The sequence below is a fragment of the Streptomyces sp. CA-210063 genome, from assembly GCF_024612015.1.
Taxonomy (GTDB): Bacteria; Actinomycetota; Actinomycetes; order Streptomycetales; family Streptomycetaceae; genus Streptomyces.
Map to the genome: position 1 here is coordinate 10,826,127 of NZ_CP102512.1, position 13,599 is coordinate 10,839,725.

Genomic DNA, 13,599 nt, shown 5'->3' on the forward strand with positions numbered 1-13,599 from the left:
CAGCGGGGGAACCTCAAGGTGGCATGAGAAGTGCTCGGCCGTCTGACGCTGTCGACCGTCCATTGCGGACTGACGAGAACCCGTGGTCAGCGCATCATCAACTGAGCACGTTCACCTGTACGGGGTTGAGCACGTTCAGTCGTACGCCGACAACAGCAGCGGATGGAAGCCGAAGCCGTGTTTGTAGGTGGCGGCTGCCCGTTCCTTCTCGGAGTGGCAGGTGACGAGGGTGGCGTCGAGGTCCAGGACCAGGCCAGGCAGGTCGCGTCCGCCCGCGCGGGAGCTCGGTAGCCCGCGCCGGGTCTCGGCGGCCTGCAGCCAGGCGGTCTCCCGGGCGGCGGCGCGGGCCGTGCGCAGTGCCGCGAGTGTGGTGGTGTCGATGTCGGCCAGGACGCGCCACGCGGTGGGGGTGGAGGCGACCGGACCGAATACCTCGCGTTGGTCGCGCAGGAGGGCCAGGTCGGCTATGGCCTCGCCGCAGTCGGCGAGCATCACCGCCAGGTCGACCGCGACCCGGCCGGGATCGTGGCCGGTGCCGCGCGGCCGCAACCAGTGCAGCGCGTTGGCGAAGGAGCCGGTCAGGCCCGTGGCGTCGGCGAGATCGGCCAGCAGGCGGGATCCGGCGTGGCTGACCACTCCGCGACCGTCGGCCGAGACGACGAGCTTGGGACGCGACCCGGTAGTGAGCACGCAGAAAGTGCCTTCCTGCTGTGGTGACAGAAGCCCTAGCAAGCCTCATCATCCGCAGCTCAGAAGGCACTTTCGTGTTTCCGCTCAAGATCCGGACACGGTAGCAAGTGAAACACGCTGGTTAGGTTCGGCGGGCCTCGGCATCCCGCCTGGCGGCTGTGCTCCTGTCCTCGCGTTCCTGTGCGAAGGCCGCGCTGAGTTCACCTATCACTTCGTTCATGGTGAAGGGCTCGCCGCACCCTTCACACACGGTGCCGCTCAGGCCCACCTCGCGACCGCATGTCTTGTGGATGTGATGGACGGCAATCTCTTCCCCGGGCTCCTTGCACCATGTCTCGCCCCATGCCCGCAGGGCGAGCAGCACCGAGGCGAAGGCTTCGCCCTTGGCGGTGAGGTGGTACTCGTAGCGGCGGGGTTTCACGCTGTAGGCACGGCGTTCGATCATGCCGTCGGCCTCCAGCCGCTTGAGGCGATTGGTCAGCATCTGCGGCGACGTCAAGGTCTGGATCTGCAGAGTGTCGAAGCGGCGGTTGCCCATTGTCAGCTCCCGCATGATCACCAGCGTCCAGCGGTCCCCGATCACCGCGCTCGAACGCGCGATGGGGCACTCCGTGCTCGTGATCTCCGACCAGCCGCTCATACCAACGTCCTCCTCGTGCACTCGTTCCGTCCCCATCATCGCAGAGATCGAACGAGATGCTATGAAAAAATGAGTTGGTAGCTATGATTTCTTGAGTTACGGTGTGAACGGGCCGAGCGAGCGGCCGTCGCACAAGACGCGGACTCCTTGGCGCTACTGGAGGCACCACTCATGACCGATACGCACTACGAGCCGGCCCACACGGGCCTGCTTCTGATGGACCCCTACAACGACTTCCTCTCCGAAGGGGGGAAGCTGTGGCCTCTGGTCGAAGAGGTCGCCACGGAGGTCGGCCTGCTCGACAACCTGCGCGCGGTGACGGCCGCCGCGCGTGCGGCCGGCATCCAGGTCTTCGTCGTCCCGCACCGTCGCTGGCGCGAGGGCAACTACGCGAACTGGAACTTCCTCACCGCGGACCAGGCCGGCGGCAACCAGAACCGGGTGTTCGAAGACGGAGCCTGGGGCGGTGACTGGCACCCGGACTTCGTTCCCCAGGAGAACGATGTCGTCGTCCACGAGCACTGGGGACAGAGCGGGTTCGCCAACACCGATCTCGACTTCCAGCTCAAGAAGCACGGCATCACCCACGTGGTGACCGTCGGCATGCTGGCCAACACCTGCATCGAGTCGACCAGCCGCTACGCCATGGAGCTGGGCTACCACGTGACCCTGGTACGCGGAGCGACCGCCGCGTGGACCCGGGAGATGCTGCACGCGGCCCACGAGTTGAACGGCCCGTCCTACGCCCACGCCATCGTGAGTGCCGACGAGATCGTCACTGCGTTCAAGGGCCACAGGTCTGACGCTCATCGCAGAACCGCTCATCGGGGCAACCCGATAGCCAGCACGTAGAAGGTGCCCTCCGGCTGGACCGACAGAACCCCTCAGCAAGGTTCATCGTCCCAGGCCAGGGAGGCACTTTCGTATTTCCGCCCCAGAGTCAGCCATCCCCAAGTGAAACGGGGAGGTTAGCGATCACAGGGCTCGGAAATGTCGATGAGAACCAGCAACGCTCTCGGCGCGCACGGCGGCTGGAAGTAGGCTGCCCCGGGCTCGGCCTAGTCATAGGGACAGGCCCGCCTGGGAGGAGTAATCGTCAAGACCTGTGGATCAGTGAAGCGCGCATGCTGCTCAGGCCAGGAGGTCCATGAGCGCGTTGCCCTTGTCTGTGAGGTACAGACGGACTTGTTGTCCCTGGCGTTGTCTCACCAGAAGCCCGGCGTGGGTTAGTTGGTCGCAGTGGTACGACGCCGTACTGACCGAGATACCCACGTGCCGCGCGGTGTCGGAGAGCGAGGGGCGTCGGTGGGCATGGCGCAGGATGCCCGCGCGAGCGCGTCCGAGGAGGACGGCGAGCCGATCGGTATCCGTCAGTGCGGCTGGCGTCGAGGAGGAGATGAGTTGTGCCAGCCCTGGCAGCGGGTAGCCGAGCCACAGGACGTCGTCGCGTTCGGCACTGTAGGTGCCCGTGGCGTAATCGGACGCGAGGGGCACCAGGACGATGCGCCGCTGTCCGAGTGTGGTGAGGTGGCTGGGACACGGATAGGGAAGGTGGAAAGCGCCGTCGGCGTAACTGACATGACCGCCCAGGGAGGCGAAGAGCGCTTCCAGGTTGTTGGTCACCGTAGCCAGGCCGACACGTTCCTGTTCTCGTCGCAGGTAAGGTGCAGCCTCCTGCCACAGGGGGGTGAGGGCGTCCCAGACCGCGCGCAGCATGTCGCGGTAGGCCGACAGGAAGGCGCGCGGCTGGGCAGCGGCGGCACGCCAGTGCGGCGGTGGGGTGCTGTCGTGCTGGAGGTGCAGTTCCTCCATGAAGTCTTCCGCATCCAGCGCATCCAGTTCGTCCAGCACGGCTGAGGAACCGCTAGTGTCGAGGTCGCGCGTCAGCGACAGGGAGTCGGGCGCCCAGACTCCGGGGGCGAACACCGTGTGCAGCACTTCGGCGCCCGATGGCGGCATGGCGTTGCGTACCAGGTCGCGCAGGGGCGCAGGTACGCCGTGTCGGTGCCGGCGACCGAGGACATTGAACACCAGCGAGAACAGTGTCGCTCCGGGTTGGCGACTGACCGTGAGCGGTATGCGGTCCAGCTGCCCGACCCGCACTGAATACCCGTCCAAGGCTTTCCCCCTCGTCTGGCGATCGGTCAGTTCGTCGCCGCGCTGACGGTATGCGGCTGGTGCCACGTCTCTCAACAGCTCCGCCGTACCGCCGATTCCACGGCGCCCAGGCGTCGGGCGGCAGCAGCCGAGGCCCGCCTCGGCGTAAGCATGGACATCGATGTCGGCCTGAGTATTGAGGTTCCCCCGCTGTGCGGGAGTGGCTGACTAGAAGGTCAGGGCGGGTTGACGTGGTTTCAGGTTCACTGGTTCGGCCGCTGCCTGGTCGGCGTAGTGCTTCTCTTCGAACTCGATGGGACTGCGGTAGCCGAGCCGCTTCTGGATGCGGCGGGGGTTGTAGAAGCCGTCGATGTACTCGAAGAGCGCGAGATTCGCCTCGGCCCTGGTCACGAAGACGCGGCCGCGGATGCACTCGGTCTTGGTCAGCATCCACAGGTTCTCCGCCAGGGCATTGTCGAAGGAGTCGCCGACCGAGCCCATGGACGCCTGAACTCCTGCTCTGACCAGGCGTGTTGTGAGCTTGATAGACGTGTATTGCGTGCCGTGATCGGCATGGTGGACGAGTTCGCCAGGGGCGGCCTCGCGGCTGGCCAGCGCGTACTCGAGGGAGGTGAGGACCAGGTCGGCGTCCGCGCGGGCGGAGGTCTCCCAGGCCACGACTCTGCGGGAGAAGGCGTCGCGGATCGCCGAGAGCCACAGTGGCCCCTCCAGGGTGGGGATCATGGTCAGGTCGGTGACCCACAGCCTGTTCGGCGCGTGTGCCGTGAAGTCGCGTTGCACCAGGTCAGGGGCGAGGTCGGCGTCCGGGTCGCGGCGGGTGAAGCCCTTGCTCCTGCGGGGGCTGATCCCGGCCAGGCCGGACTGGCGCATGAGCCGTTCGACCCGCTTGCGGCCGACGTGGACACCCTCGCGCTTCAGGACGGCATGGATCCTGGGCGATCCGTAGATCCCGCCGGAGTCCTGGTGGATCTGCCGGATCTGCCCGGTCAGCTCGGTGTCCTGGCGGATCCGTTCGCAGGGGTCCCTCTCGGCCTGGCGCCAGCGGTAGTAGGTGGAGGAGGGGATGTGCAGTTCCCGCAGTACGGGCTCGACCCCCAGGTGCGGGTGCTCGTCGAGGAGTGCTCTCACCTGGGCCGGGTCGGGTCGAGCTGCGCGGCGAAAAAAGCCGAGGCCGTCCGCAGGACCTCGTTCGCCCGGCGCAGGTCCCGCACCTCGCGCCGCAGCTGGGCGAGCTCGTTCTTCTCTTCGGTGGTGAGCAGGTCGTTCCGTTCGCCGGCGTCGGCCTCGGCCTGCCGGATCCAGTTCCGCAGGGCTTCGTGATGCACGCCGAGTTCCTCGGCCATGCGGCGGATCACCGGCTTCGGCTCGGCTGTCCGGTACATCCGCACCGCACGCTCACGCAACTCCAGCGGGTACTTCCTCGGGGCAGGCATCGTCTGGGCTCCTCTCATGAGACCCATCTGACCTGCTGTCACCTTTCCCCGCATCTCGGGGGAACCTCAGTATCGGCGATGCGTGAGAAGCCTGTCTGTCAATGCCTTTCGAACAGGATCGAAAAGCTTCTCTGCCAGGAGAGCATGAGTGAGCATCAGAGCGCAGGGAGTGGCACTGCCCACCGAGCGGTGATGTCTGACGCGGCTATCCGCCACGGAAGGCGTGGGCCGCGTCGATATGAAACCGAATGATCCTGGAGGGTTTATGCGTGCTCGGCAGCGTTTCTTCGCGGGTGTCTTCACCACGGCGGCGGCCGTGGCAACGCTGACTGTGGGTTCGGGCGTTGCCCTTGCCGACAGCAGCGGCGAGAGTCGGCTTGCCTCGGTTGATTTCGGAGCGCTCGCACAGCCGTCGCAGGCATCGAGCACTGACGCATCGACGGCAGGGCAGTACACCATCCTCTGCAGCGGCGGCGGCTGCGCGGATGCAGTTGCGGGCGGGCAGCTCGCGCAGCCGTCGGAAGCATCGAACACTGCCGGGGCCTACGAGGCCCACAACCCGAACAACCAGTACGGGACATTCAACGCTGGCAGGTGGTAGTTGCGGCGCCGTAGCCGCAACACAAGTCCATGAGCGCACCGTCGCCCGGGCCGTGTTGTCCCATCGGCCAGTTCGCTTGATCGGTTACGGCCTCCTGCCAGACCGACACGGCTCATTTCATCCAATACCAAAACGGGGAGCACAACGACTATGCGTGCCAAGACTGTCGCAGCAGTGATAGGCGGAGCGTTCGCTCTTGTCGCCCTGACCGCCGGTGCGGCCCAAGCGGGCCATCACCAGACGCACAGCGTCCCGGGGGCCGAGGAGACGGTGGCCGGAGGCCCCTACAAGCCGACCGAGGAGACGGTGGCCGAAGCCGTGTTCCAGGCGCCGTACCGCACCGGCGATGCGCTGAACAACCCAAGCCCGCTGGGCTGACCGTCCGGCGCGGCGGTCCATGTTCCGGGCAGCCCCACCGACGTGGCGCTGTTGAAGAACACCGAACTCCAGGCGGATCGTGATCGGGCGCCGGGGGTCACCGGCGCCCGTGTGGACGGTGCGGCGGTGCGCGGCGAGGCCGGCGGCCCCGCCCTGGATCGGCAGGTGGCAGCCCTGACAGCCGCGCCACCACTCGTCACCGGCCGGGAGATCGCCTGGAGTGAACGGGTAGGTGGGAAGAGGCGCTCACCGGTTGTCGCTTCCAGCGAGGGCCTTCTGGCGGTCGGCGAGAGCGGGACCTCGGCAGCCGAGGTCCGGCACCGACAGGATCACGCTGAGGATCGAGGCTAGGCCGTCACGCTCGATGTGGTTCAGCCGCACAGTCGCCTCCGAGGCGCTGCCCGGCCCGCTCGCCAGGCCAGGCTGGTCCGGCACGCTCACCCTGCCCCTTTTGAGGATGACCATCGCTTCGGAGGCTGGGGGGAGGGTGCGAGTGCCTTTCGAGCAGCATCGAAAGAGCAAAACCCGATAGATGACCAACGAGGGGGAGATTTTCGTGCGCACGATGACCAAGCTCATGACCACAGCAGCAGCGGGGATAATGGCGGCGGCGGGCATGACCGCCCCGGCCGTTGCGGCGGAAGTCCAGCCGGTGGACCGGTCAACTTCTCAGGGGGTAGCTGTCCAGGCTGAGACGGGCACTCCATCGATCAAGCGGGCATTCACCACGTGGGCCACGAACGTCAATGTCCGCAACAACCACGCCGACTTCGTCGAGTGTGAGGCCTGGCCATCCCCCTCCGCCTGCCCCAATGTGGTCGGCCAGGTGAACCCGGGCGTCTGGTTTGAGGTGCTGTGCCAAAAGGAGGGAGCCACCATCGGCGGCAATCCCTACTGGGTAGCAATTCGTACGCCGAACTTCTACGGCTGGATGGCGAGCTACTACGTCGACTACCCGGACAACGTTCTCCCCGACACCCCCTGGTGCGGATGGTGAGTGCGCTGTCGGCGGTCTCTGAACCTGGACCCCTTCGGGGTCGGTGAGTTTTGACCCCGTGTGCAGTTGTTCACCCGGTGGGTGGCCTATGTCTCGGTCTTTGAGCCGGTAGGAGTCTCCCTTCAAGGAGAGCACATCGGCGTGATGGACGAGGCGGTCGATCATGGCGGCGGCGACGGTGTCGTCGCCGAAGACCTCGCCCCAGCGTCCGAACGGCTTGTTGCTTGTCACGATCACGGACGCACGTTCGTAGCGGCCCGAGATCAGCTGGAAAAACAGGTTCGCTGCTTCCGGCTCGAACGGGATGTAACCGACCTCATCGATCACCAAAACGGGGACGCGCGCGAGGCGGAGGAGCTCGTCCTGGAGTTTTCCGGTGGTGTGGGCGGCGGCCAGGCGGTCGACCCACTGGGAGGCGGTGGCGAACGCGACACGGTGCCCGGCCTGGCAGGCACGGATGCCCAGGGCGATGGCCAGGTGGGTCTTGCCGGTGCCGGGCGGACCGAGGAAGACCACGTTCTCCTTGCCGGTGATGAAGTCCAGAGTGCCCAGGTGGGCCACCGCCTCCCGCTTCAGCCCGCGCAGGTGGTGGAAGTCGAACTCCTCCAGGGTCTTGCGGGCGGGGAAACGGGCCGCGCGGATGCGGCCTTCTCCGCCGTGAGACTCGCGGGCGGCGACCTCGCGCTGCAGACAGGCAGCCAAATACTCCTGGTGTGTCCAGGACGCCGCGGTGGCGCGTTCGGCGAGCCGGTCGGCAGCATCCAGCAACGCCGGTGCTTTCAACGCACGGCTGAGGAAAGCCAGTTCGGCGGCGATGTCCCGGGACGTGGTGGTGCGGGTGGCCATGGCTTCACTCCTGTCCGCCGCCGCCCTCGATCAGATGGAAGACGCGGTCGTAGGCCGGAAGGTCCGGGGGTGCAACCTCCACCGCCGCGGCGACGGCCCCGCTTTGGCGGTACTTGTGCCGCATCGCGGTGGCGGCCTCGGCGTGGTCGGGATCGGTCAGCGTCTGGTGGCGGGCCCAGCAGCGGGCATGCTCGGCGACCAGGCGGCCGTCCAGATGAGCCCGCACCGTTTCGGTGTCCGCCTCGATCCGCACGATCCGTCCGATCGCGGCCGGGTCGACGGAGTAGTCGCAGGTGTCCAGGCGGATGTAGTGGTCCCGGCCGATCCGCACTGAGCCCCCACGTCGGTGCCGGCCCGTAGGCGCTTGAGGCCGTAGACGGCGCCCGCCAGCACACAGACACGACCGCACCGGTCTCACCCCGGCCGCCTTCGCGGCCAGCGAGGCCACGACCTGCCGCCCTCCGGCGACGTCTGCGTGGTGACCAGCGGCCACCGCGAGATTCGAGTGTTGTCCACAACACACAGACGATCACGCGGTGGCCGCCCTACAACCCGGGCCTGAACCAAGATCTCAAACGGGGCTAGAACATGGTGTTGTCGTTCGCGGAGGTCTCCGGCACGTTCTGGCTCACGTCCCAGTGTTCGGCGATCTTCCCGTCCTGGAAGCGGAAGATGTCGAACACCGCCGCGCCCCGCGTGCCCGGCGTCGTCACCATGTTCGAGTGGACCACCACCAGGTCGCCCTCGGAGATCACCCGCTTGACGTCGTACTCGGCGTCCGGGAACTGCTGATGAAAGCCGACGCCCAGATTCTTCAGCGTCTCGGCGCCGTCCGGTGCGAACGGGTTGTGCTGGATGTAGTCGGGGCGTACGTAGCGGTCGACGACGTTGGTGTCGCCCTGCTCGAACACGCCCTTGAGGACGCGGACGGCGACGGCCTTCTGGTAGCCGAGGCGGGCGAAGGAGTCGTTACCGGCGTAACCGGCGTGGTCGGCGGAGGCGGTCGGCGGTACCGCGGCGGCGGGCATGCCGGCGGCACCCAGCAGGGCGGTTGAGGCGAGGACTGCGACAAGTGCGCTGCGGGCACGCGTGGTAGGGGTCACGGGGTGGCGCTCCTTAAGGAGAATGGGACAGAAGGCCGGGACACTTTGAGACGGCTGCCCGGTTGGTGCTGCGGCCGGTTCAGGCTGTCTTGACCGCGGCGGCGACGACGTCGGTGAGCGGCTTGCTCGGGCGTCCGATGAGTCGTTGCAGGTCGGTGCTGGCGGTGAAGAGTTCGCCGCGGCTCACGCCGAGGTCGGAGTCGACCAGGAGGGCGGCGAACGGCGCGGGCAGTCCAGCGTCGAGCAGCAACCGAGCAGCGCAACGGCCAAGGTGTTCATCGCGAAGGTGTCGACCGGGTCGGTCGTTCCCTCGTGGGTCATGGTCAGTCCTCCGTCGGTAGCAGGTCTGCTACCAGCGATCAGGTCGTCGTTTCCTGGATCACCAACTCCCGATTCGCTGTCGCATCGGCCGCACGGGCGGCCATGCTCAACACCCGCCTCACGCTCACCGAGCAATGAGCGAGAAGTACCCGGCGATCACATCGAGCGTTTCGATCTGCGTGCTGGACAGGGCCGCGGGTTGTGCGGGTCAGGCTTTGAAGCTGCTGAGCATGGTCAGGACCTGGTCGTAGGTGCCGGTGGCCTCGGCGTAGCGGGCGAACTTGGCGCCTTCCACGACGATTTCCTTGGCGTCGGGTTGGGCGTCCAGCAGTGTCAGTGTCTCGGTCAGGAACTCGTCCAGCGGCATGGCCTGCCAGTTGTCCTGCTGGCCCATCAGTCCGGTCCGGACCCCCGGCGGGGCCACCTCGATCACCTGGACGGGCGTGCCGGCCAGTTGGACGCGCAGGCTCTCGGAGAACGAGTGCAGGGCGGCCTTGGTCGCGTTGTAGGTCGGGGTTACCGGCCACGGCACGAACGCCAGCGCCGAGGTGACGTTCAGGACGGCGTCGTCGTCCCTGGTCACCAGGTGCGGCAGGAAGGCGTACGTCATCCGGATCGGGCCGAGCAGGTTTGGTCGTGACGTGGTCCTCGGCGGTCGACAGGCAGGCCGGATCGAGCAGGTTCTCCGGCAGCATGATGCCGGCGTTGTTGACCAGCACGTTGAGCTGAGGATGGCTCGCGGCCAGGGTGCTTGCGGCGCGGGTGATCGAGGCGGGGTCCGCCACGTCCAGGACGAGCGTCTCGATGCCCGGGTGCTCGGTGGCGATCTGGTCGAGCAGGTCCTTACGCCGGCCGGCGACGATCACCGTGTTGCCGGCCTCGTGCAGGCGCAGGGCCAGTCCGAGCCCGATACCCGAGGTGCCGCCGGTCATTTGAGCGTCGGTCCATAGGTATTGTTCGATGGACGCGATTCGCGTATTTGTCGCTGGTTGAGGGCATGCCGAGGGCCCGGCGCGAGGCCGGTTTCCTCCGTTTTGCTGGTCGGGGCGTGAGCCTTGGGGTCAGCCGGTGGGCCTGGGTAGCGCGGCGAGCTTGCTGAATGCGCTGGTCAGGGCGTCGCTCCAGGGCCAGTTGGCGGCGATAGCGAGGCGGGTCCGCCGGGCGGTGCGGGTGATCCGGGCGGCGACGTGCAGCAGCCGGTATCGCAGTTTCTTGGGTTCGGCGCTGGCGAGGTCGCCGTCCCGTTCTTGCCGGTGCGGATGCGGTCCTCGACCCGGGCGTGCGCCCGATGCCGGGCCTCCAGGAACTGGATGCTGCCGCCGCCGGGTGGGGTGTCGGTGGCGACGACCTGATGCCGCCAGCCCTCGATGGTGTCGAAAGCGACAGTTGAGCGCCGGGATGCGGGCGTTCCCGCCGGACCAGGAACCGGGTGCCTTGCGGCCAGCCGGCCGCGTCGAACGATCCGGTGAACTCGCAGACCTCGGCGTGTTCGCGCAGTTCACCATCAGTGTCGGCCGCCAGGGGTGGGGTTATGTCGTTGCGGCCGGAAGAGTGGCCCGAGGTTCCCAAGGCGACTGCGAAGGTCGCGCGGGCAGCGGTGGGACGCGGGGCACCGCCGTTGGCGATGCGGGTGCGGGACGAGTTGGGCGGGCTCTTCGCGGATGCGGAGTTCGCCGAGGCGTTCGGACGCCGGGGCCGGCGTGGATGGTCGCCGGGACGTCTGGCGATGGTGACCGTGCTGCAGATGGCGGAGAACCTGACCGACCGCGCCGCAGTTCAGCGAGTCAGGTTCGATCTGTCGTGGAAGTACTGCCTGGGCCTGGAGCTGGAGGACGTCGGCTTCGATGCCTCGGTGCTTTCGGAGTTCCGCACCCCGGTGGTCGACCACGGCTTGGAGGAACGGGTGCTGGATCTGCTGCCGGCGGCGCTGAAGGAGAAGGGCCTGGTCAAGGCAGGAGGCAAGCAGCGCACTGACTCCACTCATGTGCTGGCGGCGGTACGGGAGTTGAACCGGCTGGAGCTGGCCGGGGAGACAGTACGGGCCGCGCTGGAGACCCTGTCCGCCGCGGCCCCGCATTGGGTGGCACAGGTGCTGGAGGTCGGCGAGTGGAACCGACGCTACGGGCGACGGATCGACGCGTACTGGCGCCCGCCCGGCTCCCAGACTCAGCGGGACGAACTCGCTCTGGGCTACGGCCGCGACGCTGTGGCTCTGCTGCGGGCGGTCTACCACTCGGACGCGCCGGTCTGGCTGCGGGAGCTGCCCGCGGTCCAGGTGCTGCGGCAGATCATCGTGCAGAACTACCTGATCACCACCGACAGCCATGGGCGGGAGGTGGTCAAGCGGCGGGAGGCGAACAAGGATGGTCTCCCGCCCGGCAGAGTGCGTCTGACCTCGCCCTATGACCTCGATGCCCGCTACGGCACCAAGGAAGATCTGCACTGGACCGGGTACAAGCTGCACATCAGCGAGATCTGCCAGTTGCCCCGGCCCGATGACGGGGTTTCGCGGGTCGGTCGGCGGGCACGGCCTCCCGTCCCGAATCTGATCATGCATGTCGCAACCACCGATGCGACCGTGCCCGACGTGAAGTTGGTCGAGCCCGTCCACCAAGCCCTCGCCGGCCGGGGCCTGCTGCCCGCCGAGCACTACCTGGACTCGGGCTACGCGAGCGTCGAACTCGTCGTCGGAGCCCGGGCCGCCTTCGGCGTCACGCTGGTCACGCCGTTGCTGACGGGCACGTCCCGCCAGTACCGAGAGAACGCCGGCTACCAGCGCGAAGCCTTCGCCATCGACTGGGACGCCCACAGGGCGACTTGCCCCCAGGGCGCCACCAGCCGGTTCTGGAGCCCGGCCAAACAGAAGGGCCGCGACGTGATCGTGGTCCGCTTCGACCAGGCTGACTGCGGCCCTTGCCCCGTCAGAGCAGAATGCACCAACGCCACCCGCTGGGGCCGCCAACTCACCCTGCGGCCACGGCCGTTGCAAGAACTCATCCACGCAAACCACACCGCTCAGGAAAACCAGGAATGGCGGGCAGAGTACGCCCTGCGGGCCGGCGTCGAGGGCACCATCCGCCAGGCCATGGCGGTCACCGGCAGCCGCCGCGCCCGCTACCGCGGGCCCGCGAAGACTCATCTTGAGCACGTCTACTGCGCCGTCGCTCTCAACCTGATCCGCCTCGACGCCTGGTGGAACGGCCAGCCCCTTGACCACACACGCACCAGCCACCTCGCACGCCTCGACCTCAACCTTGCGGCATGACCTCACATTTGGCCAGCAGGATCCCCGTGGCCGGGGAAATCGGGGGCGTGTGCCCGTCTGGAGGACGTCGAGTCAGCTTGGTGCCGAACGTCGAGCCCGTTGAGTAGCTCAGGTGATTTTCAAGAGAGCTGTTGTCGTTCCGATTTTGAGAGATGCGCGTCGAACGGGAGTCCCGATTGGGTGGTCGCGGGGTGCCGGGCGCATACGGGCGGGGCCTCCTGAACAGCTCGTTGGTGTCGAATCATCGAGTAGGAGGAGGCCCCGGTGCCACAGTGTTCCGTGTGGATCGTGGACTCCACGCCGGTGGAGTGCGGCCGCTCACGCGAGACCGTCAAGCGCTCCGAGCTGGCCGGATGGGCCGAGTACTGGCTGCGGAACGCTCTGGCGCGGCGCGCGCTGCGGCGGTGAGGGTGGTGTTTCGGGGCCGCGCACAGTAGAACTGGGCCCCATGTCTGAACAGCAGCCAGCCCCTCACCCGGCCCAGATGCCCGGTGCGCCCTGGGCGTACGCGCCACCGCAAGCCTGGCCGGTCAGCGCCGGCTACCGGCGATGGGCCGGCATTCTCATCTGGCTCGCAGTCATCATCGCGGTCCTCATGGTGGTTGCGTTCGCGGTGAGCGTTGTCCTCCTTGTAAAGGCGAACGCGGACACGCGGAACGCTGCCTACGGTTACCTCGCCATCGTTCTCTGGGTCGGGATCGCCGCCGCGATCCCAGTCCTGCTCGCGGTCGCCATCCCCGGTGCGGCCATGACGCGGCGTGTGCGGCAGCAGCGGCAGGCGGGGATCACACCTTGGTAAGGCGCCGCCAGGCGTGCACGACGGCGGCGGTGGCGAGCGGGGCGACCGCCGCGGTAAGCAGCAGGTGGGGCGGGCCGACGGCGGCCGCGGCGTCGGCCCGCCCATGCCTGTCCACAGGGATGGCGCGGCGTAGGGGAACCACGCCCCTCCGCCGAGGCGACCGGGACTCGCCGGCCGGAGGTACAGGCGGTGTCAGCTTGTTCTTTATGGTCTGAGGTCGAATTGGGCCTCGAACTGGGCCGCTGACCTGGGCGTTCGCCGGACGCTGGAGCGGCCTTCGTCTGATCCTGTGCTCCGACCAAGGTGCACCGATCGAGACGAAGGCCGTGAGGGTGAGTCTGCTGCCTGACGCCGGTCCCGCAGAAGCGTTCGCGCAAGCGTCACGCTTCCGGGAGGACTTATTCGACT

General features: G+C 67.5%; 18 protein-coding genes and 2 pseudogenes. 6 read left to right on the top strand and 14 right to left on the bottom strand.

The window, feature by feature from the left end:
- Positions 1-135 precede the first annotated feature (135 nt).
- Positions 136-690, bottom strand: a complete 555-nt coding sequence (locus tag JIX56_RS47400) for a transposase (RefSeq protein ID WP_443032012.1) — start codon at positions 688-690, stop codon at positions 136-138.
- Positions 691-811: 121 nt separating this feature from the next.
- Positions 812-1,330 (bottom strand): winged helix-turn-helix transcriptional regulator, encoded by a 519-nt coding sequence (locus JIX56_RS47405; RefSeq protein ID WP_257550652.1) that lies wholly within the window; start codon positions 1,328-1,330, stop codon positions 812-814.
- Positions 1,331-1,501: 171 nt separating this feature from the next.
- Here JIX56_RS47405 and JIX56_RS47410 point away from each other — a divergent pair, with 171 nt between their 5' ends.
- Positions 1,502-2,182 (top strand): isochorismatase family cysteine hydrolase, encoded by a 681-nt coding sequence (locus JIX56_RS47410; protein WP_257550654.1) that lies wholly within the window; start codon positions 1,502-1,504, stop codon positions 2,180-2,182.
- A gap of 279 nt (positions 2,183-2,461) precedes the next feature.
- On the opposite strand, the gene JIX56_RS47415 is transcribed toward JIX56_RS47410, so the two are convergent.
- The 3 genes from JIX56_RS47415 to JIX56_RS47425 form a co-directional block, all read right to left on the bottom strand.
- Complete coding sequence (locus JIX56_RS47415; protein ID WP_257550656.1) at positions 2,462-3,514, bottom strand: winged helix-turn-helix domain-containing protein; 1,053 nt, start codon at positions 3,512-3,514, stop codon at positions 2,462-2,464.
- 141 nt (positions 3,515-3,655) lie between these two features.
- Complete coding sequence (locus JIX56_RS47420) at positions 3,656-4,576, bottom strand: IS3 family transposase (RefSeq protein WP_257550658.1); 921 nt, start codon at positions 4,574-4,576, stop codon at positions 3,656-3,658.
- Positions 4,573-4,881, bottom strand: a complete 309-nt coding sequence (locus JIX56_RS47425) for a transposase (RefSeq protein WP_257550660.1) — start codon at positions 4,879-4,881, stop codon at positions 4,573-4,575. The genes JIX56_RS47420 and JIX56_RS47425 overlap by 4 nt, the downstream gene beginning before the upstream one ends.
- Before the next feature lie 265 nt (positions 4,882-5,146).
- Between JIX56_RS47425 and JIX56_RS47430 the strand changes: the two genes are divergently transcribed.
- Entirely contained in the window at positions 5,147-5,482 is a 336-nt protein-coding gene (locus JIX56_RS47430) for a hypothetical protein (RefSeq protein ID WP_257550662.1), read from the top strand.
- Positions 5,483-5,632: 150 nt separating this feature from the next.
- Complete coding sequence (locus tag JIX56_RS47435; protein WP_257550664.1) at positions 5,633-5,860, top strand: hypothetical protein; 228 nt, start codon at positions 5,633-5,635, stop codon at positions 5,858-5,860.
- 246 nt (positions 5,861-6,106) lie between these two features.
- Here the strand turns inward: JIX56_RS47435 and JIX56_RS47440 are convergent, their stop codons facing one another.
- From JIX56_RS47440 to JIX56_RS47470, 8 genes and pseudogenes are all read right to left on the bottom strand, one after another.
- The gene (locus tag JIX56_RS47440; protein ID WP_257550666.1) at positions 6,107-6,295 is read right to left on the bottom strand and encodes a hypothetical protein; all 189 of its coding nucleotides are present in this window, start codon (positions 6,293-6,295) and stop codon (positions 6,107-6,109) included.
- 226 nt (positions 6,296-6,521) lie between these two features.
- Positions 6,522-7,703: an IS21-like element helper ATPase IstB gene (istB, locus tag JIX56_RS47795; RefSeq protein WP_306819929.1), complete on the bottom strand. Its 1,182-nt coding sequence runs from the start codon at positions 7,701-7,703 to the stop codon at positions 6,522-6,524.
- A gap of 4 nt (positions 7,704-7,707) precedes the next feature.
- On the bottom strand, positions 7,708-8,226 hold the full coding sequence (locus JIX56_RS48305) for a Mu transposase domain-containing protein (protein WP_443032014.1): 519 nt from the start codon (positions 8,224-8,226) through the stop codon (positions 7,708-7,710).
- A 58-nt stretch (positions 8,227-8,284) separates the two neighbouring features.
- A complete protein-coding gene (locus tag JIX56_RS47455; RefSeq protein ID WP_306819930.1) occupies positions 8,285-8,806 on the bottom strand; it encodes a nuclear transport factor 2 family protein in 522 nt (173 codons plus the stop codon).
- A 79-nt stretch (positions 8,807-8,885) separates the two neighbouring features.
- Positions 8,886-9,056 carry a hypothetical protein gene (locus tag JIX56_RS47460; protein ID WP_257550668.1) on the bottom strand — a complete coding sequence of 57 codons (171 nt, stop codon included), beginning with the start codon at positions 9,054-9,056 and terminating at the stop codon, positions 8,886-8,888.
- 279 nt (positions 9,057-9,335) lie between these two features.
- Positions 9,336-9,737 (bottom strand): SDR family NAD(P)-dependent oxidoreductase, encoded by a 402-nt coding sequence (locus JIX56_RS47800; protein WP_306819931.1) that lies wholly within the window; start codon positions 9,735-9,737, stop codon positions 9,336-9,338.
- A 121-nt stretch (positions 9,738-9,858) separates the two neighbouring features.
- Positions 9,859-10,059, bottom strand: a pseudogene (locus JIX56_RS47805) (SDR family NAD(P)-dependent oxidoreductase); the annotation flags it as partial.
- A 129-nt stretch (positions 10,060-10,188) separates the two neighbouring features.
- A pseudogene (locus JIX56_RS47470) lies at positions 10,189-10,645 on the bottom strand (transposase); the annotation flags it as partial.
- Between the two features lie 79 nt (positions 10,646-10,724).
- On the opposite strand from JIX56_RS47470, the gene JIX56_RS47475 reads away from it, so the two are divergent.
- The 3 genes from JIX56_RS47475 to JIX56_RS47485 all read left to right on the top strand — a co-directional run bounded on the left by JIX56_RS47475 (position 10,725) and on the right by JIX56_RS47485 (position 13,191).
- Positions 10,725-12,392 carry an IS1182 family transposase gene (locus JIX56_RS47475; RefSeq protein ID WP_257550670.1) on the top strand — a complete coding sequence of 556 codons (1,668 nt, stop codon included), beginning with the start codon at positions 10,725-10,727 and terminating at the stop codon, positions 12,390-12,392.
- Between the two features lie 264 nt (positions 12,393-12,656).
- Positions 12,657-12,800 (top strand): hypothetical protein, encoded by a 144-nt coding sequence (locus tag JIX56_RS48310; RefSeq protein ID WP_443032098.1) that lies wholly within the window; start codon positions 12,657-12,659, stop codon positions 12,798-12,800.
- A gap of 40 nt (positions 12,801-12,840) precedes the next feature.
- Positions 12,841-13,191 carry a hypothetical protein gene (locus JIX56_RS47485; RefSeq protein WP_257550672.1) on the top strand — a complete coding sequence of 117 codons (351 nt, stop codon included), beginning with the start codon at positions 12,841-12,843 and terminating at the stop codon, positions 13,189-13,191.
- Here JIX56_RS47485 and JIX56_RS47490 read toward each other — a convergent pair.
- Positions 13,178-13,333: a hypothetical protein gene (locus JIX56_RS47490; RefSeq protein WP_257550674.1), complete on the bottom strand. Its 156-nt coding sequence runs from the start codon at positions 13,331-13,333 to the stop codon at positions 13,178-13,180. The genes JIX56_RS47485 and JIX56_RS47490 overlap by 14 nt on opposite strands.
- Positions 13,334-13,599 lie beyond the last annotated feature (266 nt).

Bases quoted from the DNA above. Each gene is read 5' to 3' on its own strand.
- JIX56_RS47405 (WP_257550652.1), bottom strand. From the start codon at position 1,330: ATGAGCGGCTGGTCGGAGATCACGAGCACGGAGTGCCCCATCGCGCGT.
- JIX56_RS47410 (WP_257550654.1), top strand. From the start codon at position 1,502: ATGACCGATACGCACTACGAGCCGGCCCACACGGGCCTGCTTCTGATG.
- JIX56_RS47425 (WP_257550660.1), bottom strand. From the start codon at position 4,881: ATGCCTGCCCCGAGGAAGTACCCGCTGGAGTTGCGTGAGCGTGCGGTG.
- JIX56_RS47430 (WP_257550662.1), top strand. From the start codon at position 5,147: ATGCGTGCTCGGCAGCGTTTCTTCGCGGGTGTCTTCACCACGGCGGCG.
- JIX56_RS47435 (WP_257550664.1), top strand. From the start codon at position 5,633: ATGCGTGCCAAGACTGTCGCAGCAGTGATAGGCGGAGCGTTCGCTCTT.
- istB (WP_306819929.1), bottom strand. From the start codon at position 7,703: ATGGCCACCCGCACCACCACGTCCCGGGACATCGCCGCCGAACTGGCT.
- JIX56_RS47800 (WP_306819931.1), bottom strand. From the start codon at position 9,737: ATGACGTACGCCTTCCTGCCGCACCTGGTGACCAGGGACGACGACGCC.
- JIX56_RS47485 (WP_257550672.1), top strand. From the start codon at position 12,841: ATGTCTGAACAGCAGCCAGCCCCTCACCCGGCCCAGATGCCCGGTGCG.